Annotated in this window: 15 protein-coding genes and 2 pseudogenes; 12 read left to right on the top strand and 5 right to left on the bottom strand. The window is 71.5% G+C overall.

The window, feature by feature from the left end:
- Positions 1-458: 458 nt before the first annotated feature.
- The 3 genes and pseudogenes from ACIF80_RS23745 (at position 459) to ACIF80_RS23735 (ending at position 5,763) form a co-directional block, all read left to right on the top strand.
- A complete protein-coding gene (locus ACIF80_RS23745) occupies positions 459-2,504 on the top strand; it encodes an APC family permease (protein ID WP_399807939.1) in 2,046 nt (681 codons plus the stop codon).
- Positions 2,505-2,571: 67 nt separating this feature from the next.
- The gene (locus ACIF80_RS23740; protein WP_399807936.1) at positions 2,572-3,900 is read left to right on the top strand and encodes a class I SAM-dependent RNA methyltransferase; all 1,329 of its coding nucleotides are present in this window, start codon (positions 2,572-2,574) and stop codon (positions 3,898-3,900) included.
- Between the two features lie 373 nt (positions 3,901-4,273).
- Positions 4,274-5,763: pseudogene (locus ACIF80_RS23735) on the top strand (ATP-binding protein).
- 321 nt (positions 5,764-6,084) lie between these two features.
- Here ACIF80_RS23735 and ACIF80_RS23730 read toward each other — a convergent pair.
- From ACIF80_RS23730 to ACIF80_RS23715, 4 genes are read right to left on the bottom strand one after another with little or no spacing between them, the layout of a single operon-like run.
- Positions 6,085-7,245, bottom strand: coding sequence for an acyl-CoA dehydrogenase family protein (locus ACIF80_RS23730; protein WP_399807933.1), 1,161 nt, complete (start codon positions 7,243-7,245; stop codon positions 6,085-6,087).
- A 24-nt stretch (positions 7,246-7,269) separates the two neighbouring features.
- The gene (locus ACIF80_RS23725; protein WP_399807930.1) at positions 7,270-8,775 is read right to left on the bottom strand and encodes a 3-hydroxyacyl-CoA dehydrogenase; all 1,506 of its coding nucleotides are present in this window, start codon (positions 8,773-8,775) and stop codon (positions 7,270-7,272) included.
- Between the two features lie 51 nt (positions 8,776-8,826).
- On the bottom strand, positions 8,827-9,630 hold the full coding sequence (locus tag ACIF80_RS23720) for a CoA-transferase subunit beta (protein ID WP_399807927.1): 804 nt from the start codon (positions 9,628-9,630) through the stop codon (positions 8,827-8,829).
- Positions 9,631-9,680: 50 nt separating this feature from the next.
- On the bottom strand, positions 9,681-10,598 hold the full coding sequence (locus tag ACIF80_RS23715) for a CoA transferase subunit A (protein WP_399808244.1): 918 nt from the start codon (positions 10,596-10,598) through the stop codon (positions 9,681-9,683).
- Between the two features lie 253 nt (positions 10,599-10,851).
- On the opposite strand from ACIF80_RS23715, the gene ACIF80_RS23710 reads away from it, so the two are divergent.
- The 5 genes and pseudogenes from ACIF80_RS23710 to ACIF80_RS23690 form a co-directional block, all read left to right on the top strand.
- Positions 10,852-11,760 (top strand): LysR family transcriptional regulator, encoded by a 909-nt coding sequence (locus tag ACIF80_RS23710; protein WP_399807924.1) that lies wholly within the window; start codon positions 10,852-10,854, stop codon positions 11,758-11,760.
- Between the two features lie 113 nt (positions 11,761-11,873).
- The gene (locus ACIF80_RS23705; RefSeq protein ID WP_399807921.1) at positions 11,874-13,133 is read left to right on the top strand and encodes an acetyl-CoA C-acetyltransferase; all 1,260 of its coding nucleotides are present in this window, start codon (positions 11,874-11,876) and stop codon (positions 13,131-13,133) included.
- A 243-nt stretch (positions 13,134-13,376) separates the two neighbouring features.
- On the top strand, positions 13,377-14,711 hold the full coding sequence (locus ACIF80_RS23700) for an MFS transporter (protein WP_399807918.1): 1,335 nt from the start codon (positions 13,377-13,379) through the stop codon (positions 14,709-14,711).
- A 46-nt stretch (positions 14,712-14,757) separates the two neighbouring features.
- Positions 14,758-15,216 (top strand): MaoC family dehydratase, encoded by a 459-nt coding sequence (locus ACIF80_RS23695; RefSeq protein WP_399807915.1) that lies wholly within the window; start codon positions 14,758-14,760, stop codon positions 15,214-15,216.
- Positions 15,217-15,336: 120 nt separating this feature from the next.
- A pseudogene (locus ACIF80_RS23690) lies at positions 15,337-15,573 on the top strand (TIGR02679 domain-containing protein); the annotation flags it as partial.
- Between the two features lie 51 nt (positions 15,574-15,624).
- On the opposite strand, the gene ACIF80_RS23685 reads toward ACIF80_RS23690, so the two are convergent.
- Complete coding sequence (locus ACIF80_RS23685) at positions 15,625-16,212, bottom strand: protein kinase (RefSeq protein WP_399807912.1); 588 nt, start codon at positions 16,210-16,212, stop codon at positions 15,625-15,627.
- A 289-nt stretch (positions 16,213-16,501) separates the two neighbouring features.
- On the opposite strand from ACIF80_RS23685, the gene ACIF80_RS23680 reads away from it, so the two are divergent.
- Genes ACIF80_RS23680 through ACIF80_RS23665 form a run of 4 tightly spaced genes read left to right on the top strand, consistent with a single transcriptional unit; the run spans position 16,502 to position 24,802 of the window.
- A complete protein-coding gene (locus tag ACIF80_RS23680) occupies positions 16,502-18,055 on the top strand; it encodes a TIGR02677 family protein (RefSeq protein WP_399807909.1) in 1,554 nt (517 codons plus the stop codon).
- Positions 18,052-19,374 carry a TIGR02678 family protein gene (locus ACIF80_RS23675; protein ID WP_399807906.1) on the top strand — a complete coding sequence of 441 codons (1,323 nt, stop codon included), beginning with the start codon at positions 18,052-18,054 and terminating at the stop codon, positions 19,372-19,374. The genes ACIF80_RS23680 and ACIF80_RS23675 overlap by 4 nt, the downstream gene beginning before the upstream one ends.
- Positions 19,371-23,513, top strand: a complete 4,143-nt coding sequence (locus ACIF80_RS23670; protein WP_399807903.1) for a TIGR02680 family protein — start codon at positions 19,371-19,373, stop codon at positions 23,511-23,513. Before ACIF80_RS23675 ends, ACIF80_RS23670 begins: the two co-directional genes overlap by 4 nt.
- A complete protein-coding gene (locus ACIF80_RS23665) occupies positions 23,510-24,802 on the top strand; it encodes a TIGR02679 family protein (RefSeq protein ID WP_399807900.1) in 1,293 nt (430 codons plus the stop codon). The genes ACIF80_RS23670 and ACIF80_RS23665 overlap by 4 nt, the downstream gene beginning before the upstream one ends.
- Positions 24,803-25,034: the final 232 nt, after the last annotated feature.

Below are 25,034 nucleotides of genomic sequence, written 5' to 3'. Positions count from 1 at the left end.
CGGTACCCTCCGGGGGCCGACCGCCGCGTCCGGACACCCGGGCCCAACGTATCCGCACCGGGAGACGGTCAGCGGCGGGTGATGCTGCGCACGCTCGCCAGGGTCAGGACCCCGAGTCCGAGCAGCGCGGCGAGGGCGCCGATCAGTTCTGCGGTCGCGTGCATGGGAACCTCCACGGGGCGGCTGGTCCGAACGGACGGGGGCGCGGCCACCCGTCCGGACCAGCCGCCCCGGACGACGGATAGGGGCGGCCCGGCCGCGACGGACAGCGGCCCAGTCATATAGGCATGGAACTGGTGCGCAGCACAGAATCCGCAGCGCCACCACCCCGGGATTTCACCCGGAGAGCAGAGGGCGTACGCCCGCACCACGGCGGTGACACGCGTGCCGTAGGGAAGCCGTATGGATCTGGGTGGCGGGTGGGTCGCCCCGTGCGCGAAGGCCTACGATCCACTGTTGTGTCCAAACTGACCGACGTGCCCAAACGCATTCTCATCGGGCGCGCGTTGCGCAGCGACCGGCTGGGCGAAACGCTTCTGCCCAAGCGTGTCGCACTCCCCGTCTTCGCATCCGACCCGCTGTCCTCCGTGGCGTACGCGCCCGGTGAGGTCCTGCTCGTCCTCTCCGTCGCGGGTCTGTCGGCCTACCACTTCAGCCCCTGGATCGCGCTCGCGGTCGTCGTACTGATGACCACCGTGGTCGCCTCCTACCGCCAGAACGTGCATGCCTACCCCAGCGGCGGCGGCGCCTACGAGGTGGCGACCACCAACCTCGGCGCCCGGGCGGGCCGGACGGTCGCCAGCGCCCTGCTCGTGGACTACGTCCTCACCGTGGCCGTGTCGATCTCCGCCGGCATCGAGAACCTGGGCTCGGCGATCCCGTTCGTCGTCGAGCACAAGGTGGCCTGCGCGATCGCCGTGATCGTGCTGCTGACGCTGATGAACCTGCGGGGCGTGCGGGAGTCGGGCACCCTCTTCGCGATCCCGACCTACGTGTTCGTCGCAGGTGTGTTCACCATGATCGCGTGGGGCACCTTCCGCTCGGTGGTGCTCGGCGACGAGATGCGGGCACCGACGGCGGACTACGAGATCAGCCCCGAACACCCGGGCCTGGCGGGCTTCGCCCTGGTCTTCCTCCTGCTGCGCGCCTTCTCCTCCGGCTGTGCCGCCCTCACCGGCGTCGAGGCGATCTCCAACGGCGTACCGGCCTTCCGCAAGCCCAAGTCCAAGAACGCGGCCACCACGCTCGCGATGATGGGCCTGCTCGCCATCACCATGTTCTGCGGCATCATCGCCCTGGCCAGAGCGACCGACGTCCGCATGGCCGAGAAACCCGCCACGGAACTGTTCCACGACGGCGTCCCGCTCGGCCCGGACTACGTGCAGCACCCGGTGATCTCGCAGGTCGCCGAGGCCGTGTTCGGCGAGGGCAGCCTGCTGTTCCTCGTCCTGGCCGCGGCCACCGCGCTGGTGCTGTTCCTCGCCGCCAACACCGCCTACAACGGCTTCCCGCTGCTCGCGTCGATACTCGCCCAGGACCGCTACCTCCCGCGCCAGCTGCACACCCGCGGGGACCGGCTCGCCTTCTCCAACGGCATCGTGCTGCTCGCCGGCGCCGCCATCCTGCTGGTATGGGCGTACGACGCCAGCACCACGCGCCTGATCCAGCTCTACATCGTCGGCGTGTTCGTGTCCTTCACCCTCAGCCAGACCGGCATGGTCCGGCACTGGAACCGCCTGCTGGCCACCGAGAAACAGCAGGCCGCGCGCCGCCGCATGATCCGCTCCCGGGCCATCAACGCCTTCGGTGCCTTCTTCACCGGCCTGGTGCTGGTCGTCGTGCTCATCTCCAAGTTCACCCACGGCGCCTGGGTCGCGCTGCTCGGCATGGGCGTCTTCTACGCGCTGATGACGGTGATCCGCAGGCACTACGACCGCGTCGCCGAGGAGGTCGCCGCCCCCGAGGGCCCCAACGGCGACATGGTGCGCCCCTCCCGCGTCCACTCGATCGTCCTGGTCTCCAGGATCCACCGCCCCACACTGCGCGCCCTCGCCTACGCCAAGCTGATGCGCTCCGACAGCCTCGAGGCGCTCAGCGTCAACGTCGACGCCGCGGAGACCCGGGAGCTGCACGCGGAATGGGAGCGGCGCGGCATCGAGGTGCCCCTGAAGGTGCTGGACTCCCCGTACCGCGAGGTCACCCGGCCGGTCATCGAGTACGTCAAGAACCTGCGCAAGGAGTCCCCGCGGGACGTGGTGTCCGTGATCATCCCCGAGTACGTGGTCGGTCACTGGTACGAACAGCTGCTGCACAATCAGAGCGCGCTGCGGCTGAAGGCCCGACTGCTGTTCACACCGGGCGTGATGGTGACCTCGGTGCCGTACCAGCTGCAGTCGTCCGAGGCGGCCAGGCGGCGTGCCCGCAAGCGGCAGAACTGGGCGGTGCCGGGCGCGGTGCGCCGCGGTCCGGCGGAGCGGTCGAAGGACTCCTCCCCGCACACGTAGACTGGACGGCTGTTGTCGCGGGCCGTCGCCCGCCCCTTCGCCCCCCAAGTTGTGGAGTCACCCCGCCATGCAGGCAGAACCGAAGAAATCGCTGGTGGGGGAGGAGTACGAGGTCGAGGTCGGCCCCGTCGCCCACGGCGGCCACTGCATCGCCCGTACGTCCGAGGGCCAGGTGCTGTTCGTCCGGCACGCGCTGCCCGGCGAGCGGGTCGTCGCGCGGGTGACCGAGGGCGAGGAGGGCGCCCGCTTCCTGCGCGCGGACGCGGTGACGGTGCTGGACGCCTCCAAGGACCGTATCGACACCCCCTGCCCGTACGCCGGGCCCGGCCGCTGCGGAGGCTGCGACTGGCAGCACGCCAAGCCGGGAGCGCAGCGCCGGCTCAAGGGCGAGGTCGTCGCCGAGCAGCTCCAGCGGCTCGCCGGGCTCACGCCCGAGGAGGCCGGCTGGGACGGCACCGTCGTGCCCGCCGAGGGCGACAAGCTCCCCGCCGGTCAGGTCCCGTCGTGGCGTACGCGCGTGCAGTACGCGGTGACCGCCGACGGCCGTGCGGGCCTGCGCCGCCACCGCTCGCACGAGGTCGAGCCGATCGACCACTGCATGATCGCCGCGGAGGGCGTCAGCGAACTCGGCATCGAGAAGCGGGACTGGACGGGCATGGACTCCGTCGAGGCGATCGCCGCGACGGGCTCCCAGGACCGCCAGGTCGTCCTGACCCCGAAGCCGGGCGCACGCCTGCCCCTGGTGGAACTCGACCGCCCGGTCTCCGTCCTGCGCATCGACGAACGCAACGGCCAGGTCCACCGCGTCCACGGCCGCCCCTTCGTCCGCGAACGGGCGGACGGCCGCACCCACCGGGTCGCCAACGGCGGCTTCTGGCAGGTCCACCCGCAGTCGGCGGACACCCTGGTCACCGCGGTCATGCAGGGCCTCCTGCCCCGCAAGGGCGACATGGCCCTCGACCTGTACTGCGGCGTCGGCCTGTTCGCGGGCGCCCTCGCCGACCGGGTCGGCGACGCGGGAGCGGTCCTCGGCATCGAGTCCGGCAAGCGCGCCGTCGAGGACGCCCGGCACAACCTCGCCGACTTCCCCCGCGTCCGCATCGAACAGGGCAAGGTCGACTCCGTCCTGCCCCGCACGGGCATCACCGAGGTCGACCTGATCGTCCTGGACCCGCCGCGCGCGGGCGCGGGACGCAAGACGGTGGAGCACCTGTCGTCACTGGGTGCGCGGAAGATCGCGTACGTGGCGTGCGACCCGGCCGCGCTGGCGCGGGACCTGGCGTACTTCCGGGACGGGGGGTACCGGGTGCGGACGCTGCGGGCGTTCGACTTGTTCCCGATGACGCACCATGTGGAGTGCGTTGCCATCCTTGAACCGGCCGCGAAGGGCTCCTGACCTGCGTTTTAGTAGTAGCGCCGGCGGGTCTCGACCTGTTTCGCGGTATCCAGCAGGTCGAGCTCTTCGGACCCCTCTCACCTGCGGGTTTGTGCTGGAGTGACGGGTAGGAGAGGCTGCGCGATGCCTGGCCGTCGGGGCTCTTGACGCTCATATGACGCTCGACTCCCGTCGGCGAGGCCGACGGGAACAGTGTGTTGCGATGCCCCGTAACTGCCTTGTCGGGGAGCCGCTGGCACAGCTCTGCGGCGATCACCGCTAGTGATCTCTGTTGCCGGCCATCAGCAAAGTCAAGATGGACGGATTCCGTCTAAATAGACTTAGACATGTTGTAGTCGATCTGGGCTGGTGGGGAGTTCCGGTGCACGAGAGCATGCTTGCCAAGCCCGAGGACGTGGTCGACCGTGAGCGTGAGTGGGGTCTGCTCACCGAGTTCGTCACGGACCCGGATCCGGCGATGCGCCTGGGGATCGTGTCGGGGCGCAGGCGGCACGGGAAATCGTATCTGCTGCAGGCGCTCTCCGAGAGGGTCGGGGGTCTGTACGTCACCGCGGTGCGGGAGGAAGGACGGCTGCCGGCGATCCGGCGGTTCAGCGACGCCATCGCGGCCCACGCCGGTCTGCAGCCCGGCACGCTGCGGTTGACCGACTGGCGTGAGGTCCTGTCCAACGCCCTTGACGTCACCGCGCGTGCACGGACTCCGCTGTTGGTGATCGACGAGTTTCCGTATCTCCTCCAGCACTCTCCCGAGATCCCCGGCCTGCTCCAGCAGCTCTACGACGAGCGCCAGCGGGACACCGGGCCCGGACCTGGAGCGCGGGTGATCCTGTGCGGGTCCGCGATGAGCGTCACGTATGAACTGCTGTCGGGGACGAAGCCGTTGCGCGGCCGCGCGGTGATCGATCTGCGCCTGGGGGCCTTCGACTACCGGGCCGGCCGCGCGTTCTGGCAGATCGACGACCCGCTGACCGCCCTGCAGGTGCACGCCGTCCTCGGGGGCGCTCCCGGTTACCGGCCGGTGGCGGCCCGCCCGCACCCCAACGACGGCTTCGCCCCTGGCTGACGCGGACGCTTCTGGACCCGGGGCGTGCGGTGTACTCGCGCACGGAGACCGAGTATCTGCTGCGCGAGGATCCGCGGATCACCCAGCACACCCTGTACTACGACATCCTCACCGCGATCGCCCAGGGTGCCACCACCCCCAGCAAGATCGGTGCGGCCCTGGAACGGCAGCGCAACGCCGTCACCCACCCGCTCGACGTCCTGGAATCCACCGGCTACATCCAGCGCGAGCAGGACATCCTGCGTCCCCGCCACCCCGTCATCACCCTGGCCGACCCCGTCATCCGCTTCAATCAGCTGATCACCTTGCCGCAGGCGTCCACCGTCGAGCAGGGCTTCGCCGAAGAGGCGTGGCAGGCCGCCGCGCCGTCCTTCAACTCCAAGATCCTCGGCCCCCACTTCGAGGACCTCGCCCGCGCCTTCACCCGCCGCTACGCCCACACCCTGCTTTCCGGCGGCCTGCCCGGCCCGGTCGGCACCACCGAGGTGGCGGACCCCGGGGCCCGTACCAAGCACGAGGTCGACGTCATCGCCCTGGCCCTGGGCGAGCGTCCGCAGGCTCCCCGTGCCCGGATCGCCCTCCTTGGCGAGGCCAAGGCCACCGCCGCCCGCCGCGGTACCGGCGACCTGCAGCGCCTGGAACGCATCCGTACCCTGCTCGCCGGCCAGGGGTACGACACCACGGGCACCACCCTGGCGTTGTTCTCCCTGCACGGGTTCTATCCGGACCTGGTCGAGGCCGCGGCCGGTCGCGAGGATCTGCTCCTGGTTGATCTGGCGACTCTCTACGGGGTCGGGTAGCTACCACTCCTGTCGCGATGACAACGGCGAACTCGGCGGCGCGGTGGGGCGTGCCCGCGCACAGCAGTGGCGCGCCGCGGGTTGTCAGGCGCGGCCGGTTCAGGACGGCAGCGGCGACGCCGATGGACAGTCAGCCGGGTCGTCAGCGCCCGTCGAGATCGTCGGCGAGTGCGCGGTCGATCTTCCACGAGCGAGACGAGAAGCTCGGCCACCTGGTCGGTCGGGCGCTTCCTCAACGCACTCCTCGGTGGGACGCAAGGGTGGGTGTCAGTTCCGCCGGGCCCGGACGCCGACCGGCGCGGCCCGGCCGCGTCGGCCGGGTCAGACCATGGCGTCCACCCCGGTCAGGGCGCGGCCGATGATGAGCTTCTGCACCTGGCTGGTGCCTTCGTACAGGGTCAGCACCCGCGCGTCGCGCAGGTACTTGCCGACCGGGTACTCGTCGATGAAGCCGTAACCGCCGAAGACCTGCAGGCAGTTGTTGCTCACCCGCACCGCCGTCTCGCTCGCGTGGTACTTCGCGGCGGAGGCGTCGGTGGCGTACTCCTTCGGGGAGGCGCCGGCATCCGCCATCCGGGCCACGTGGTGGGTGAGCAGCCGGGCGGTCTGCACGTCGACGGCCGAGTCCGCGAGGAGCTCCTGGACCAGCTGGAAGGAGGCGATCGGCTTGCCGAACTGGGTGCGCTCCGTGGAGTAGCGCACCGCTGCGTCGAGTGCGCCCTGGGCGAGGCCGACCGCGCCGGCCGACACCGATATCCGGCCGCGTGAGAGGGCACCGAGCGCGATGCCCAGGCCCCGGTCCACCTCGCCGAGGCGGGCCGAGTCGGGCACGCGCACCGACTCGTAGGTGAGTTCGGCGGTCGCCTGGCCCCGCAGCCCCAGCTTGCCGTGGATCTCCGTGGCGGTGAAGCCCGGCGTGTCCGTCGGAACCAGGAAGGCCGTGATGCCCTTCTCGCTGGTCCGGGCGAACGTCAACGCGACCGCGGCGACGGTGCCGTTGGTGATGAACATCTTGCCGCCGTCGATGATCCAGTCGTCGCCGTCGCGCTTCGCGCGGGTGGTGAGGGAACCCGCGTCGGACCCGGTGCCCGCCTCGGTGAGGGCGAAGCAGCCGATCGCCTCACCCGCGGCGAGCCGGGGCAGCCAGCTCTCCTTCTGCTCGTCCGTACCGTGCGACGCGATGGTCTTCGACACCAGCCCCAGCGAGACCGACACGATGCCGCGCACCGACGAGTCGCCCCGCCCCAGTTCCTCGGTGACCAGTACGTACGACAGCATGTCGGCCTCGACACCCCCGTACTGCTCGGGAAGCATCAGCCCGAGGATGCCGAGGTCTCCGAGGCGCTTGGCGATACCGGGGTCGACCCGCTCGGCCCGGTCCCAGTCGCGGGTGTGCGGCACGATCTCGTTGTCGACGAACTCCGCCGCCAGGGCGCGGAAGTCCCGCTGGGTCTCGGTCAGCCCGAAGTCCCTTGTCAGCACGGTGTTTCTCCTTCAGTGGGTGGTTCAGTGCACGGCGGGATCGGTACCCGGCTCGGTGAGGGGGAGACCGAGCTGCGCCCGCTCCGTCAGCCACCGGGTGGGGCGGTAACGGGGGTCCGCGGTGGTGGTGTGCAGGGCACGCTGGAGGTCGAGCATGCGCCCGGCGCCGACGCGTTCGCCCCAGGCCAGCGGCCCGGTCGGGTATCCCAGGCCGGCCGTGACGGCGGTGTCGATGTCGGTCGGGGCGGCGATCCGGCGCTCCGCGATGGACGACGCCACGGACACGATCGACGCGAGCAGCCGCTGCGCGACGGAACCCGCCGTGTCACGCACCGGGGTGACACGGTGCTCGCCGCCGGCCAGGACGGCGCGCGCGTCCCGGGCGGCCTCCGGGTCGGCCGCCGGGGTCACCGACAGAACCCGGCGTGACGTGCCGAGGGACAGGGGATCGACGCCGAAGGTACGGGCGGCGGGCAGTCCCAGCGCGGCGACCGCGGCGGCCACGGAGGTGCCCCACACCGGTACGAGGACGAGCGCGTCCTTGGTGAGCGGTCCCGGCGTCGTACCGGAGGCGGTCAGCGCGTCCCGCAGCGCCGCGGCGTCGCCGCTGTCACCGGGTACGTGCACGGGACGGGAGGCGTCCCCGGTGAGGGCGGGTTCGGGCTCCGCCGCGGGCGCGGCGGAGCCGTAGGTGTAGAAACCGCGCCCGGTCTTGCGTCCGTGCAGTCCGGCTGCGACGCGGTTGGGGGTCAGGTACGAGGCACGCAGCCGGTCGGAGTGGCGGAAGCCCTCCCAGATGGTGTCGATCACGGTCGCCGTCACATCGAGCCCGGTGAGGTCCATCAGCTCGAACGGACCCATGCGCAGCCCGAGCACGTCACGGGCGATCCGGTCGATGCCGGCCGTGTCGCAGACGCACTCCTCGAGGAGGGCGAGGGCCTCGGTGACGAGCCCGCGCCCGGCGTGGTTGACGAGGAAGCCCGGGGTGTCCGCCACGATGACGGCGGCGTGCCCGCCGGCCCGCACCGTCTCCGCGAGCTTCTCCGGGAGTCCGGGACGGGTGAGGGCGCCGGGGACGACTTCGGCGACCTTCATCAGCGGGACCGGGTTGAAGAAGTGCAGTCCGACCAGGCGGGAGGGGTCCGTCAGTCCGGCGGCGATCCGGGTGACGGGCAGCGACGACGTGTTCGTCGCGAAGACGGTGGAGGCGGGCAGGACCTCCTCCAGTTGCCGGAAGAGGGCGGTCTTGACGTCGAGGTCCTCCAGGACGGCCTCGATGACCAGCTCCACGTCGTCACCGGGAGCGGCCGGGGAGTCCACCGGGACCAGGCGCCCGACGGCGGCTTCCGAGGCCTTTGCGCTCATCCGGCCTTTCTCCGCGGCCCGTTCGAGCATCGTGCGGATGAAGAGGACGGCGTCGTCCACGGACTCTTGACGGGCGTCGCCGAGTTCGACGGTGTGTCCGGCCGTCACCGCCCACTGGGCGATTCCGCGGCCCATGACACCGGCACCGACGATTCTGATGCGCATACAGGTTGTCTCCCGCTTCGGTACGGTTCGGCTCGGGGATCCCACGGCCGGTCAGCGCAGATAGACGCGACCGGGGTCGACATCCTCGCGCAGCAGGCGGAGTTCGGAGTCCGAGGGAGGGGCGACGACGGTCACGTCCTCGGCGACCCGCAGGTCCCAACCGGTGGCTTCCCGCACCTGGTCCACGGTCACCCCGGGGTGCACGGCCACGAGCCGCAACTCGTCGCCCACGCCCCGGCGCTCGAGCACACCGAGGTCGGTGATCACCCGGGTGACGCCCGCGCCGAGCGGGCGGATGCCGTCGGCCAGAGCGCGGTCGGGTCCCGAGGAGGTGCAGAAGTCCAGCTTCTCGGTGAACGAACGCGGGGTGTGGCGGCGCATCACCACGAAGACCTCCCGCGCGTTGGCCATCACCTCCATCGCTCCGCCGGAGCCGGGAAGCCGTACGTCGGGGGAGTGCCAGTCGCCGATCACGGACGAGTTGAGGTTGCCCCACTTGTCGATCTGCGCAGCCCCGAGGAAGCCCACATCGATGTGCCCGCCCTGCAGGACGTAGCCGAACAGTGCCGGGATCGTCAGCACTGCCTCGGCGCCGGTGATCAGCACGGCGTCCGCGATGGTCTCCGGCAGACGCGAGGGATGGGCGCCGCACACCCCGGACTCGTAGACGATCTCCAGACCGGGCGCCACCGTCAGGTGGGCCAGCGACGCCGCGAGGGTGGGCAGCCCGATACCGGCGAAGACGGTGCGCCGCCCCGCCAGGGCGCGCGACGCCACGACAGCGAGCAGTTCGGACGAGGTGACCTCCGGTGCGTCCTGTGACGCGTCGGTCGTCGTCATCGTCGCGGTGGTCATCTCGGGCTCTCCTTCGGGTGCGGTCCGGTGGCGCGCCGGTCGTGCGGCGGTCACAGCCGTCGCCCGTAGTTCACGGGCAGGCTCATGGCCTCGCCCACCGCGAGGGAGGCCCAGAACTCCTCGCCGAGCTTCGCGGTGTACTCGGCGTGGTCCTTCGTGCCGTACACCCACTCGGCCATCCATTCCCGCAGCCGTACGGGGTCCTTGCTGATGGCCGACCAGGCGCGGTAGAAGGCGTTGTCGCGGTCGTAGTAGCCCTGGGCGAACGACGGGTGCGCGCCTCGCGGGCATTCGACCACCGCGTCCACGGCGTGCGCGGGGATCACGGTGCGGTTGGGGTCGGAACGCACCACCTCGTCGTCGACGACCTCCTCGACGACCACGACGGCCCTGCGGGCCGCGTACACGGCTTCCGCCTGGACGCCGGTCAGGCCCCAGACCTGGGTGTTGCCGCTGCGGTCGGCGCGCTGGGCGTGGATGATCGTCACATCGGGGTTCACCGGCGGCACGACATAGATCTGCTCGGGCTCGCCGTCGGGTCCCGGGTAGGGCGACGTCACCTTGCGCAGGCTGTCGTTGACCTTCGTCAGGTCGCTGCCCGCGTAGCTGCGCAGCGGGAAGAACGGCAGCCGCTGCGCGCCCGCCAGGTAGCGGCAGACCATCCCGTGGTGGCTGTACTCCTCGAACACGAGCGATTCCGGATCCGCCCGCTCCACGCGCCGGCGCAGCTCTCCGAGCGAACCGGCCGACGAGTTGCCGACGAAGGAGGACACCAACCGGGACACGCAGCCTCCGGCCAGCATCTGGTCCACGACGATGTCGGCGGTCATGCGGACCACGGTGAGGTCCTCGCGGCCCTGGCGGATGATCTCGTGTCCGGCCGCGGTCGGGATGAGATGGGTGAAACCCTCCAGACAGACGGTGTCGCCGTCGTGCACGAAGGCGGCGATCGCCTCTCTCATCGACATCGTCTTGTCCGCGCCGCCGCCCGGGTTCCTCGCGGAAGCCAAAGACGCGACGGCGACGTCGGCTCCCTGGGAGCCGACGGGGGCGGAGTCCACGGATCGGTCCACGGGTGGCAAGCTCCTCGGAGGGGTGCGGGTGTCGCGTCACACCGTGCCAGGAGCCATTGATTGCCGTCCAATACCGAATTAAGGTGAGATCAAGACGTCAATCAGATCAATGCTGTGTTGCGCCGAAGGCGGCAAGGGAGAAGCCTCCGTGGAACTGCGTTACCTGACCGCCTTCGTGGCCGTCGCCGAGGAACTCCACTTCGGGCGGGCCGCCCGGCGGCTCCAGATGGCGCAGCCGCCGCTCAGCCAGCAGATCCGGCAGCTGGAGAAGGAACTCGGCGTACAGCTCTTCGAACGCAATACGCGGTCCGTGCGGCTCACCAGCGCCGGGGACTCCTTCCTCGGTCCCGTCCGCACGGTGCTGCGCGACCTCGACCTCGCCACCCGCGCGGTCAAAGCGGCCGGCCGCGGGGAGTTCGGCAGGGTGACCGTCGGATTCGCCGGAGCGTCCAGCCACGAGGCGCTGCCTCTGCTCACCCGCGCCGTCCGCGCCTCTCATCCGGGCATCGAGCTCGTCCTGGCCGGGCAGACGTACGCGAACACCGCCCTCGCCCGCGTCGCCGAGGGCACCCTCGATCTCGGATTCGTCCGGCTCCCCGCTCGCCGTCCCGGCGTACGGACCCGGGTGATATACGAGGAGGAGCTGATCTGCGCCCTGCCGTCGGACCACCGCCTCGCCCGCCAGGAGCGCATCGCGCTCGCCGACCTCGCCCAAGAACCCTTCGTCACCTTTCCCGCCAACGCGGGATCCAGCCTGCGCGACGCCATGACGGAGGCATGCGAGAAGGCGGGCATCGTCCCGCGGGTCACCCAGGAGGCGCCCGACTCGCACACCATCCTGGCGCTGGTGGCGGCCGGCGTCGGCGTGACCCTCACCCTGACGTCCGTTCAGCACGTCCAGGGCACGGGCCTCGTCTACCGGCCCCTCGACGGGGATCCCGTGCGGCTGCACGCCGCTCTCGCCTGGCGGGCGGACAACCCCTCTGCCGCGCTGCGCAGCGTCCTCGCCGTCGCCGAGGAGGCCCTGCCCACGCCGTCCGGTTGCGCAGCGGAATAAGACGGAATCGGTATCAGTCAACGAGCAACTGAGTATTGGAATTAGACGACAGGAGAATGCGAAGGTCAGCCCAGACGCCGTTGTCTGCCTGACCGGAAAGGCCCCCCCTCAGCATGTCCGAACAGCCAGTGAATCCCCCTCGGCCGACGCCGGCGGCGGGAACCGATGTCGTCATCTGCGCCCCCTTGCGGACTCCCATCGGCCGCTTCGGCGGTGCGCTCGCCGGTCAGCGTCCCGCGGCTCTCGCCGCGCATGTCATCTCGGCCGTCGTCCGTGAGAGCGCCGTCGACCCGGAGCGCATCGACGAGGTCGTCCTCGGCCACGCCTACCCCACCGCCGACGCCCCCGCCATCGGCAGGGTCGCCGCACTCGACGCCGGTCTCCCCGACCGGGTGACGGGCGTGCAGATCGACCGGCGCTGCGGCTCGGGCCTGCAGGCCGTACTCGACGCCGCCATGCAGGTCCGGTGCGGCTTCAGCGAGGTGGTCGTGGCGGGCGGCGTCGACGTGATGAGCGCGGCGCCCTATTACACGCACGAGGGACGGTGGGGAATCCGCGGCGTCGGACTCCAGCTGCACGACTCCCTGGCGCGTGGCCGCGTCACGGCGGGAGGGGAGCACCACGTCATCCCCGGTGGCATGATCGAGACGGCCGAGAACCTGCGCCGCGAGTTCGCCATCAGCCGCGAGGACCAGGACGCGCTCGCCCTGCGGTCGCAGCAGCGCACCGCACGGGCCATGGCCGAGGGCCTGTTCGACGACGAGATTGTGCCCGTCACCGTACGCACCCGCAAGGGTGATGTCGTGGTCGACACGGACGAACACCCCCGCCCGGACACGACCGCCGAGAAACTTGCAGGCCTCAAGCCCATCACGCGCGCCTCCGATCCGGAGGCCACCGTCACGGCCGGCAACGCCAGCGGTCAGAACGACGCGGCCGCCGCCTGCCTCGTCACCACCAGGGAGACCGCCGAGCGGCTCGGCCTGACCCCGCTCGTACGCCTCGTGTCGTTCGCCCGCGCGGGCGTCCCCGCCGAGACGATGGGCATCGGCCCCGTGCAGGCCACCCTCGTCGCGCTGGACCGCGCCGGACTGACGCTCTCCGACCTCGACCTGATCGAGCTCAACGAGGCGTTCGCCGCGCAGGTCCTCGCCTGCACCCGCGCCCTCGGGCTGTCCGATGCCGACCACGAGCGCATCAACGTCAACGGCTCCGGGGTCTCGCTCGGCCACCCCGTCGGGGCGACCGGTGCCCGGATCCTGGCCACCCTGACCCGTGAGATGCACCGCAGGCAGGCGCGCTTCGGCCTGGAGACGATGTGCATCGGCGGCGGACAGGGGCTGGCCGCGGTGTTCGAACGCGTCGCCCCGTAGACGCCGACGCGTCCGCCCCCGCCCCGCACCGGGAGGGGATCGCGATCACTGGGACGCAAGTCGTCTCACTGAATCCGTTATTCGGTATTGGACCGCTATAGGCGGCGACTGGCAGCGTTGCGCCATCACACGGGACGGACGCCCCGCCCGATGGCCGGCGCGTTGCCGCCGCCCTCCGGAGCCCGCGACCCCGCCCCCCGCCCCCACCATTTCCCCTGATCACCGCTGCCCATGGGAGCCGTCATGAGCACCACCCCAAGCCAGGGACGGAACAAAACCGCGCGCAGAGCCGGAATCGGAGCCTTCATCGGCTCGACCATCGAATGGTTCGATTTCTACATCTACGGGACCGCGGCCGCACTGGTCTTCGACAAGGTCTTCTTCCCCGAACTCGAAGGCGCCGTCGGCACCCTCGTCGCGTTCGGCACGTTCTGGGTCGGCTTCCTCGCCCGGCCCCTCGGCGGCATCATCTTCGGCCACTTCGGTGACCGGCTCGGCCGCAAGAAGACTCTGGTCATCACTCTCCTGTTGATGGGCATATCGACCACCGCCATCGGTCTGCTCCCCGGCTACGCCAGCATCGGTGTGACCGCTCCGATCCTGCTGATCCTGATCCGTATGCTCCAGGGCATCGGCCTGGGCGGTGAATGGGGCGGCTCCGTCCTCATCGCCTCCGAGCACGCTCCCAAGGGCAAGTCGGTCCTGTACGGCGCTTTCGCCCAGCAGGGCTCCCCGGTCGGCAACACTCTCAGCACCGTCAGCTTCCTGGCGATCAGCCAGCTGCCCGACGAGGACTTCGTCTCCTGGGGCTGGCGTGTGCCGTTCATCGCCTCCGCCCTGCTCGTCTTCGTCGGACTCCTCGTCCGGATGAAGGTTGAGGAGTCCCCGGCGATGGCCAACATCATCGAGAAGAAGGAAGTCGTGAAGATCCCGGTCTTCGAGGTCTTCCGCAAGTACCCCGGGCTGATCGCTCTCGGCATCGGCGCCTGCACCATCGGTCTGTCGGCCACCTACTTCAAGGGGACCTTCGCCCTGGCCTGGGCGACCAGCAGCCTCGACTTCGATCGCAGCTCGTTCCTGACGATCCTCCTGGTCGCGAACATCACCCAGGTCCTCGTCCAGCCCTTCGGCGCCGTCATCGCCACCAAGATGAAGAGCATGTCGCGTGCGGTCACCGTCATGCTGGTGCCCGAGCTCATTCTGATGCCGCTGATGTTCGTGCTGATCGCCACCGAGAACTACGCCCTGGCCATGCTCGGTGTGGTCGTCGCCACCATCCCGCACTGCCTCTACTACGCGGCCCTCGCCGGTCTGCTCGCCAGCCGCTTCCCGGCGCATCTGCGCTACACCGGAATCTCCCTGAGCTACCAGCTGTGCGGCACCATCCTCGGCGGCACCACGCCGATCGTCGGACAGTTCCTGCTCAACCAGACCGGCTCCATCACCGCCGTGATCGCGTACGCCCTGTTCCAGGTCGCCCTCACCCTCGTCTGCATGCTGTTCCTGCTCAAGCGCCGCAACTACGACGAGACGGATGAGACGGACGAGAAGCCGGCAGGCGCGATGGCCGTCGCCTGACCGCGTACCGCCCAGGAGCACCGCACCACAGAAAGGCCCCCAGCCCATGCCCCGCATCGTCCACGGCATCGAGGAGATCACCGGTCTCGCCGGCCAGGATCTCGGTCACTCCGGCTGGAGGCCGGTGACCCAGGAGCTCATCGACGCCTTCGCCGAGGTCTCCGGTGACCACCAGTGGATCCACACCGACACCGAGCGCGCCGCCGCCGGGCCCTACGGCCGGACCATCGCCCATGGCTACATGGTCCTCAGCTGGGGCATCCCGATGTTCTCGGAACTGCTCGAGGTGCGGGATGTCGGCATGGCCCTCAACTACGGGGTCAACAAGGTGCGCTTCCCGGCCCCCGTGCCCGTCGGCAGCCGCGTCCGCCTGCACGCGGCCGTCGCCGCCGTCGAACCGGTCAAGCGGGGCGGAGTGCAGGTGACGCGTTCCTTCACCTTCGAGCTGGAGGACTCGGCCAAACCGGCCTGTGCGGCCGAGTCCCTCACGCACTACTACCCGTGACGGGCACGACGGAGTGCTGACGGGAAGGGAGGCGAAGCGCCCTCCGCGTCCGGCTCGCCCGACGACCCGGAACCGGCCGTCGGGCGAGCCTCCTGGACCGCGACGTGCCGAGCCACCGGCCTGGTCGGTGGCTCACCGGACCTGACCCGGAACCTGCTCGCAGACGCGTTGACCGTGCTTGCGGAACTCCCGGCCCAGACCGAGCCCCTGCCCGTCTTCGCTGCCCGGGTCCTGAAGGGCGACTCCCCCGCACTCGACGACGGTACCCGCCTGTCCACCCTCGTCCTTCGTGCTCTGGCGACTCTTCACGACACCGCCGTGCCGGAGTCCGCGGCGGACCGGCGCGCCTTGTGGACGCGCGCGGGCGTCGCCGACGACGACCTGTCAGCCACCGTTCTCGTCGGTGGCCTACGCCCGGCCGGTGAAGGGCCGCTCGCCCGTGTGGCCCGTGTTTGTGCCGAGGTCGGTCAGGCCACCAGTCCGACCCTCGCCCAACTGCGGGTCCCGGGCGAGTTCACCCTCGCCTCTGATCCGGCACCCGTCGTCCACGCCGTGGAGAACCCCAGCATCCTGGCACTGGCCGTACGCCACACTCGACTCCGCGAACACCGCGAGCCCGAAATCGATCACCTTCGGTCCGTTCGGGCCGAGCAGCACATTGGCCGGCTTCAGGTCACGGTGCAGCAGACCCTGCCGGTGCACGGTGACCAGGGCCTCGGCCGGCGTCGCGCCCAACGCCGCCGTCAGCAGCGCGGGGAGCGGGCCGTGGGCGGCCACACGCCGGCTCAGGTCGAGCCCTTCGACGTACTCGGTCGCCGGCCAGGGGCGCTCGGCGTCCGGGTCGGCGTCCAGGAGAGCGGCGATCCGGGCGCCCCGGATCGTCTTGAGGATCTCCACTTCCTGCGCGAACCGCGTCCGCGTCCCGGAGTCGACCACGGACGGCTTGATCACCTTCACGGCAGCCGGTTCCCCGCCGGGCGACTCGCCCAGGTACACCTGGCCCGTCCCGCCCTGCCCGACCGGCCGAGCAGTTCGTATCCGCCCAGTTCGGAAGGGCCGTCGGGGCTGAGGGGCGCGATGTGCGCGAAGGGCCTCACAATCGGGCGGAACCGGTGTCCACGGTCACGCTGGACCACCGCCCGCGCCCGCGGGAGGCCGGGCACCGCCCCTTCCCCGGCAGACCGGGGCGCACACCCCTCTTCCAGGACACGGCCCGTGATGTCGGTGCCGCCCTCTACGGTGGAGATCGCCGATGCCGCCGGGGCGGTGGGGAGGGACGACAGGCATGCGCAGGGTGCCACCGGAGATGTTCCGGTTCACGACAGGGGAGAAGGCCGATCTGTACGGGGCGGTGCTGGACGCCTTCGGCATGGCCGGCGAGCACCTCGAAACCACGCTGGGGCCCGACGCGGTACGCGAGCGACTGCGCCTGGTGGGCTGGGTGGCGGCCGTCGACGAGGGGGAACTGCACGACGCGCTCGCCCGGCTCGTGACGTGGGAGCTCCTGGACGTCGTGCACAACCACGCGGAGAACTACCGCACGGCCGAGGAGTACGAGCGGCGCAACCTCCAGTACTCGCTGACCCGCCGGGGCGAGGCGGCTCTCGCCGGAGTGCGGCACGCGCTCGAGGTGCTGGCTTCCACGGGGGCGTTGCAGACGGCCGTGCTGGAGGCCATCGCCGACCGCCTGGACGACCTGTGCCTGCTGTCCGGCGAACCCGCCTCCGCCGACCGGCGGATCTTCAGCACGCTGCGCGAGCTGGAGGCGCACCTGGAAGCCCTGGTGGAGAACACCAAGGCGTTCAACGGAGAACTGCAGCGCCTCCTGCGCGCCGAGGGCGCGGACCTGGAGGTGTTCCGCGAGGTCAAGGCCGCCACCGTCGCGTACCTCCAGGAGTTCCTGGTCAACCTCGACCGGCGCGGAGAGGCGGTCGCCGCCGCCGTGGCCCGGGTGGAGGAGCGGGGGACCGCCGTGCTGCGCGAGCGCGCCCTGCGCGGGGCCGAACTGCCTCCGGTCGCCGGTGAGGACCCCGCGGCCGGCTGGCTGGAGAGCAGGCGGGCGCGCTGGGCGGGCCTGCGGGCGTGGTTCCTGCCGGACGACGGGGCACGGCCCAGGATCGAGCAGCTGCACGACATCGCCCGGCGCGCCATCGTCTCGCTCCTGCAGGTCCTGGAGCGGATCAACGAGTCACGGCGCCGCTCCTCCAGCGCCGTACAGGACTTCCGGGAGCTGGCGCGCTGGTTCGCCGCGGCCCCGGCGGAGGAGGACCTGCACCGGCTGTGGTCGGCGGCCTTCGGACTCGGCCCGGCGCGCCACGCCCACCTCGCACACCCGGACCCGGAGCTGATCCCGTCGTCCCCTTCCTGGTCCGAGGCCCCGCCCGTGGAGGTGTCGGCGCTGCTGCGGACCAGCGGACGGACGGAGCGCTTCACCCGCACGGCCAGGGTGCGGGACGTCACGGCGGTCAGGGCCGAGCGCGCGGAGCGGGCCCGCGCGGAACGGGCCGAACTCGCTTGGGCCTGGAAGGCGTTGGAAACGGACGGCCCCGTGCGCCTGTCCTCCTTCGGCACACTGGATCCCGCCGTTTTCGAGCGGCTGCTCGACCTGGTGGGCCGGGCCCTGGCCGCCCGGCCGGACGCGTCCGGCTCGCGGCGCGCCACGACGGGGGACGGCCGGGTGGAGATCGCGCTGTCCCCGCCTCCCGACGAGCGCACCGCCGTACTGCGCACGACGAAGGGCACACTCGCCGGACCGGACTACGTCGTGGTCATCACAGCGGCCGACGCGGTGAGCCCCCTCCCACGGCCGGGCGCCGCGCGGCGGGAGGCAGCCGGATGAGCACCCTCGCCAACCAACTCGCCGCCGCGGAACGGGAACAGGTCGCCCGCGCCATCCGTCTCCTGCTGGCCCGGCCCCTGCTGACCGAGGCCACCGACCCGGCCGGCTTCGAACTGGTACGCCGCCGCCGCGAGCCGCTGGCCCAGTGGTTCGACTACACCTGCGGCTGGAGCCTGGTGGTGGAACCGCGCCGCGGCTACGCCCGCCTCACCAAGATCCGTGCCGACCCGGACGGCTCCCGTCCGGCCCGCAGGGCCCGTTCCGGCCGGGCCCCGTTCGACCGCCGGCGTTACGTGCTGCTGTGCGTGACCGCCGCCGAGCTGCTGTCCATGCCGATGACGACCATCGGTATGCTCGCCGACCGTGTCGTGCAGGCCACGTCGGCCGACCGGGCGCTGGCCGCGTTCGACCCGGTGCACAAGCCGGAGCGGATGGCGTTCGTCGACGTCCTGAAACTGCTGGAGTCGTACGACGTGCTGCGCGCGGTCGACGGGACCACCGAGGCGTACGTCGAGTCAGCCGAGGCGAAGGTCCTCTACCGGGTGGACACCACGCTGCTGATGCGGCTGCCCGCCGCGCCCGTCGGCGCCTCCCGGCTCGCCGTAGCCCCGGACGAGGTGCCCGCGCGGTTCGGGGAACTCCTCACCGGTCTGGTGCGGGAGCGCCGCTACGGCGGCGCCCCCGCCGACGGCACGGCGGACGAGGCGCACGGCGAAAGGGCCGCCACGGACGCGCAACGCAACCTGAGACTGCGCCACTCGGTACTGCGCCGCCTCTTCGACGACCCCGTGCTGTACCGCACGGACCTCACCGACGATGAGCTGGCGTACGTCACCTCCCTGACCGGACGCCAGATCCTGCGCCGCTCGGTCGAGCAGGCCGGTTTCCTGCTGGAGGAACGAGCCGAGGGCTTCCTGCTCGTGGATCCGGACGGGCTGGCCACCGATGTCCGCTTCCCCGACGACACGTCCACCGCCCGGGTCGCCGCGCTGCTCCTCCTGGAGCCGTTGTGTGCCGCGCCCGCCGGGCTGCTGCCCGAGCAGCTCGCCGAGGCCGGAGCGGATCTGCTGCGGCGCTTCCCGCGGTGGGCCAAGGCGTATCAGTCCGAGGACGGCGCGGCCCGGCTGTCCGACGACGCCGTACACGTACTGCGTGACGTCGGCCTGGCCCGCCGGGCCGGGGGGCGTGTCGTCGCGTGCCCGGCCGCATACCGCTACCGCCTGACGGAGACGACGAGTTCGGACCGGGACGCCACCTCCCCCCAGGCGGCAGGCGGTACGGCTGCCGAAGGCGTCGCCGCAGAAGGAGACAAGCAGTGAGCGTGACAGAGCTTCCCTTCCCGCGTCGGCCGGAGCCCACCGAACCGGCCGTGGCAGGAGCCGCCCGAGCGGCGGACGCCGCCGGTGGCCGCTGGCAGCCCCACCGCGCCGGCATCCTCAACGTCTGGCGCTACTACGACGAGACGTTCGCCTTCCACCAGGGCCGCCTGCTGCTGCGCGGCCAGAACGGTTCGGGCAAGTCCAAGGCCCTGGAACTGCTGCTGCCGTTCCTCTTCGACGCCAGCCTCCGCCCCAACCGCTTGTCCACGTTCGGCGGTTCGGAACGCACCATGCACTGGAACCTGCTGGGCGAGGGCGCCTCCGGCAAGACCCGCGTCGGATACGTGTGGATGGAGTTCCGCCGCGTCGGTGACGACGGCACCGAGCGGTGGTTCGGCTGCGGGGCGCGTCTGCAGGCGAGCGTACACACCAGCGCGGTACACGCCGACTACTTCACCACCGGCTCCAGAATCGCCCATCCCGGCGGTGTGCTCCTCGTCAACGAGGCGGGACAGCCACTGACCCGGGCCGCCCTCGCCGAAGCCCTCCGCGACCGCGGCGACGTACATGTCTCCGCCACCGACTACCGCACGGCCGTACGGCGTGAACTCTTCGCGGGGATGGGGGAGCAACGTTACGAGTCGCTGCTGTCCGCGCTGCTCCAGCTGCGTCAGCCCAAACTGTCGGAGCGGCTCGACCCGTCCCTGCTCTCCACCCTGCTGTCCCGTGCCCTGCCCCCGCTGGGCGAGGGGGAGATCGCCGAACTCGCCGAGGGCTTCGAGAGGCTCGACCGGCAGCGCGAACACCTCAAGCGGCTCGACGACGAGGTGACGGCCGCCGAGACCGTCGCGTCCCGGCAACAGGCCTACGCGCGGCGGGTCCTGCGTGCGAGTTCCGCCGCGCTCGTCTCGGCCACGACCGAGATGGACAACCGCACCCGCGTCGCCCGCCAGAGCGCCGAGAAGCTCGAACAGGCGCTGGCGGAACGCCGGTCGGCCCAGGCTCGGCGCGAGGAACAGGAGCTGCGCGCGCACGCGCTGGACGAGACCGTCGAGGGCCTGCGCGAGAGCGACGCGTACCAGCAGGGCGAGGAACTTGACCGGCTCCGCCGCCGCACCGAAGACGTGGCAGCCGCCGCCACGAGGCAGCGAGCCGCCGCCCAGGCCGCTCAGGCCCGGTCGGAGGAGGACCAGCGGCACGCCGACGAGTCTGCGGACCAGGCCCGCACACTCGGCGAGCACGCGCGCGAAGCCGCCGGGGAAGCACAAAGGGCGGCCCGAGCAGCAGGGCTGGAGTCCATCCACCACGAGGTGAGGACGGTCCTCGACGCGGCGGATCCCGCGGTGGCCCTCGCGCACACCGCGGGACACGACCAGGGCGGTGTCCCGCGCACGACGGGCGAGAACGGCGCGAGACAAGCGCGTCGACTGCTGCGCGGCGCGGACACCGCCCGACGGCAGCAGGTCACCCTCGTCACCGAGGCCATCGACGAGCATGATCGCGCCGTACGCGACCGAGGCGCGGCCGAGGAACTGCTGGACCAGGCCCGCACCCGTCTCGCGGAGGCGATCGCCCAGCGGGACGAGGCGTCCGCCGCCTGGGACGACGCCCTTGCCGCACAGGTGGAACGCCTGCTCGCCTGGGCCGAGAACTGCACGGAACTGCGCATCACCGACTCCGATGAACTCGCTGCCGGAGCAGCGGCTGAGGCCGAGGTGACGGCCCTGACCGAAGTCGCCGCGCGCCCACTGGAACAGGAGATCGCCGCGGCGGAGGCCACCGTCCGAGCCGCACGCCAGGGCCTGCGGGACGAGCGGAGCCGACTGGAGGAGAAGCTACGACGGCTGAGCGGTGAGACCGACCTGCCGCCTGTGCCCCCGCCCACCCGCACCACCGTCCGTACGGCGACGGCGGGAGCACCCCTGTGGCGAGTGGTCGCCTTCCGCGAAGGTGTCCCGCTCCCCGTCCAGTCCGCGGTGGAGGCCGCACTGGAGGCGTCGGGTCTCCTGGACGCCTGGATCAGTCCCTACGACGGACTCGCGCTGCCGGGCCACGACACCCGCGCCGAGGCCGCCCTGGCCTCGACCGCCCCGGGGCCCAGCCTGCTGGAGGTGCTCAGGCCCGAGGAGGACATCCCCGTCCCGGCCGACACCGTGACCCGCATCCTCGCCGGCATCGCCTACGGCCCCGCTCTGCCGGGCGGGCACCCCGCGGCCGTCTCCGCCGAGGGCGCCTGGCGTCTCGCGCTCGCCACCGGGACATGGAGCAAACCGGAACCGGCCCACATCGGCGCCCACGCACGTCAGCGTGCCCGGCAGCGCATGATCGGCGAACTGACCGACCGCATCGGCGAGACGAACGCCTGCCTCGCCGCACTCGACGACCGACTGCGCGGCCTCGCCGCTCGCCGCGCCCGGCTGGATGCCGACCGCGCCGCCCGCCCCGACCACCGGGAACTCGACGTCCGGTCGCGTGCCCGGGACCGCGCGGAGGACACCGTGGCGGCCCGTGACGACGCCGTGCGTGACGTCGCCGGACGTCTGGCGCGGTGCGAGAGGGAGGTGGCGGTCGCCCTGCGCACGCTCGACCGCCGGGCCGCCGAACACGGGCTGCCCACCGACCGCGCCCGGCTACGTACGCTCTCCGACGCCATCGACAGGTTCCGGGACACCGCCGACAGCTGGGTGGACGCCCGGCTCGCCGCGACCGCCGCCGCCGACCGGGCCCGCCAGCGGGCCGCGCAGGCAGGCCGATCGCGCCGGACCGCCGAGGAACGCGCCGAGGACGCGGCCGCCGCCGAAGCGGAGGCGGCGGGGCTGAAAGCGCGCCTGGAGGCAGTGGAAGCCACCGTCGGCGCGGACTACCGGCAGATCGTCGCACAGGTCGCCGAGGCGCGCACCGAGCTGCGTCGCTGCCGTGAGGAGGCCGGCCGGGCCGCCGAACTCCTGCTGCGCCTGGAAGGACAGGTCGGAGAACTGCGGGCCACCAGCGGCCAGGACACCGAACGACGGGAACAGGCCGTCGCGACCCGGGACGCGGCGGCGCACCGGTTCCGGCACCTGTGCCTGGCCGGGCTGGCCGAGGACGCCGGCATCACACCGGCACTCGACGCCGGGGACGGCACCAAGGCCACCCTGGAGGCCGCCCGTGCCACAGCGGCGAAGTGGCCCGGCATCCCGCACGCCCCACGCAACCTGGGCGACGCCGCGACCCGCCTGTCCGAAGCGGTCCACGAGGCCCGCCAGCGCCTCGGCGCCCGCGCCGACCTGGACCTGGAACCGGACGACGACATCCAGCTCTTCACCGCCACTCTGGACGGCATGCGGGTGGGGGCGACGGGTCTGCTCAGCACGCTCACCCAGGAGCGCGACCGCAGCCGGGACGACATCACGGCTGCCGAGCGGCACCTGTTCGACCAGATCCTCACCGGAGACATCCGCCGCCACCTCGCGGCCCGCATCCGCCAGGCCGGTGAACTCGTCGACCGCATGAACGGGCACCTGGAGCGGGTCCGTACCGCCTCCAACGTCGCCGTCCAACTCGTCTGGGACGTCCGCCCGGACCTTCCGGACAGCACCCGCACAGCCCGTCAGCTGCTACTCAAGGACCCCGGCCGGGTCACCGAGAGCGACCGGGAGGCCCTGCACGTCTTTTTCCGCGCCCGCATCGAGGAGGCCAAGGGCAGCGAGACGGCCGCGAGCTGGGAGGAACAGCTCGGTGAGGTGCTCGACTACACCGGCTGGCACCGCTTCACCGTCCGCCTCGACCGGGCGAACGGGACCGGCTGGCAACCGCTGACCAAGAAACTGCACGGCGCGCTCTCCGGCGGGGAGAAGGCCATCGCACTGCACCTGCCCCTCTTCGCAGCCGTCGCCGCCCACTACGAGGCCGTGCCCCTGGCACCCCGGCCGATCCTGCTGGACGAGGTCTTCGTCGGTGTCGACACGGTCAATCGCGGACAGGTCTTCGCGCTGCTCACCGCACTCGATCTGGACCTCATGGTCACCTCCGACCACGAATGGTGCACCTACGGCGAATTGCCCGGCATCGCCGTCCACCAACTCCTCACCGGAGGGGACGACGACGCGGTCACCAGCGCCCGCTTCGTCTGGAACGGCAGCGACCTGGAGGTGGGATGACCAGTACCGAAGCGATGATCCCCACGCAACCGGCTCCGGGCGACGCCACCCTGCGCCGCCCCGAACTGCGCCCCCTCTGGGACACGCTCCACAGCCGCCTCTCCTCCGGCCGCCCCGTCACACGGGTGCGCCTCGGACCGTTCGACGACACCCAGCGCGAGGCGCTCGCCGACCTCCTCGGCCTCGATTGCCTGCCGGACGCACGCCCCTCGGTCCGCCTGACCCGCCTGGAGGAGGCCGTCACCGAACTCTCCGGCCGCACCGTACGAGAAGTCGTCACCGAGCTCGTCGGCCCGCTCGGCGACAGAGCCGGCGAGCGGCGCCGCCAGAAGGACGAGCGGGCCGAGCTGTGGACCTGGCTGGCCGAGCACGACACGGTGCGAGCCCAGCCGGCGCTCTCCGACTGGGCCGCCACCTGCCGAGCGGCCGGCGTGGTCGCCGGCTCGGCGGAGCACACCCGTACGCTGCTCACGGACGCGCTCAAGGTGCTCGCCGAACTGCCCGGCCAGGCAGAACCCCTGCCCGTCTTCGCCGCCCGGGTCCTGAGCGGCCGAGCGCACGCACTCGACGACGGCACACCCCTGTCCCCACTCGTCCTGCGTGCCCTGGCGACTCTGTACGACACCGTCCCTCCGCAGTCCGCCGCGGAACGTCGTGCCCTGTGGACTCGCGCGGGTGTCGCCGACGACGAACTGTCAGCCACCGTCCTCGTCGGCGGACTGCGCCCGGTCGGCGACGGCCTGCTCGCCCGGGTGGCCACAGCGTGCGCAGAGGCCGGTCAGGCCACCAGTCTGACCCTCGCCCACGTCCGGCACCCGGGCGAGTTCATCCTTTCCGATGCCCCCGTACCCGTCGTCCACGTCGTGGAGAACCCCAGCATCCTGGCACTGGCCCTACGCCGCTTCGGTCCCTGCTGCCCGCCGCTCGTCTGTACGTCCGGCTGGCCCAACAGCGCCGCGATCCAGTTCCTGCGCATGCTCGCGGACCACGGCGCGGCTCTGCGCTACCACGGCGACTTCGACGGCGAAGGCATCCGCATCGCCGCGTACGTCCTGGACAAGACGTCGGCGTGCCCCTGGCGCATGACGGCAGCGGACTATCGTGCCGCGGTCGCCCGCAACCCACGCGGTCCTCAGCCGGGACGCATCACCGAAGCACCCTGGGACCTTGAGCTGGCCGGGGCCATGGCAGAGCACGGTACCGCCGTGGTCGAGGAACTGGTAGCTGAACTGTTGTTGGAAGACCTCGCTGGTATGGCTCAGCAGAGGCATCCCCCTGGCCGGCCGTGACGCTGTTCTGACGCCCCGGGCGGCCGAGTGGCCGTTCGGAGCGGCCGCGAACATACGCTGACCTGCGGATACTCTTCTCCCTCTTCATGCGACGTCATTTCGATGACGTCGCACGTGGAGTGCGTGGCGATTCTCGAGCCCGCCGCAAAGGGCTCCTGAACTGCAGCTTCTCCTGCTCCTGTCGATCTCGGTCCGGTCGGGCCGACCTGTTTCCGTGGGTGCACGACGTGGA

It is taken from the genome of Streptomyces sp. NPDC085927 (assembly GCF_044540975.1).
Classification (GTDB): Bacteria; Actinomycetota; Actinomycetes; order Streptomycetales; family Streptomycetaceae; genus Streptomyces; species Streptomyces hirsutus.
The sequence above is the reverse complement of the archived record's forward strand: the minus strand, read 5'-3'. Positions and strand labels throughout refer to the sequence as shown.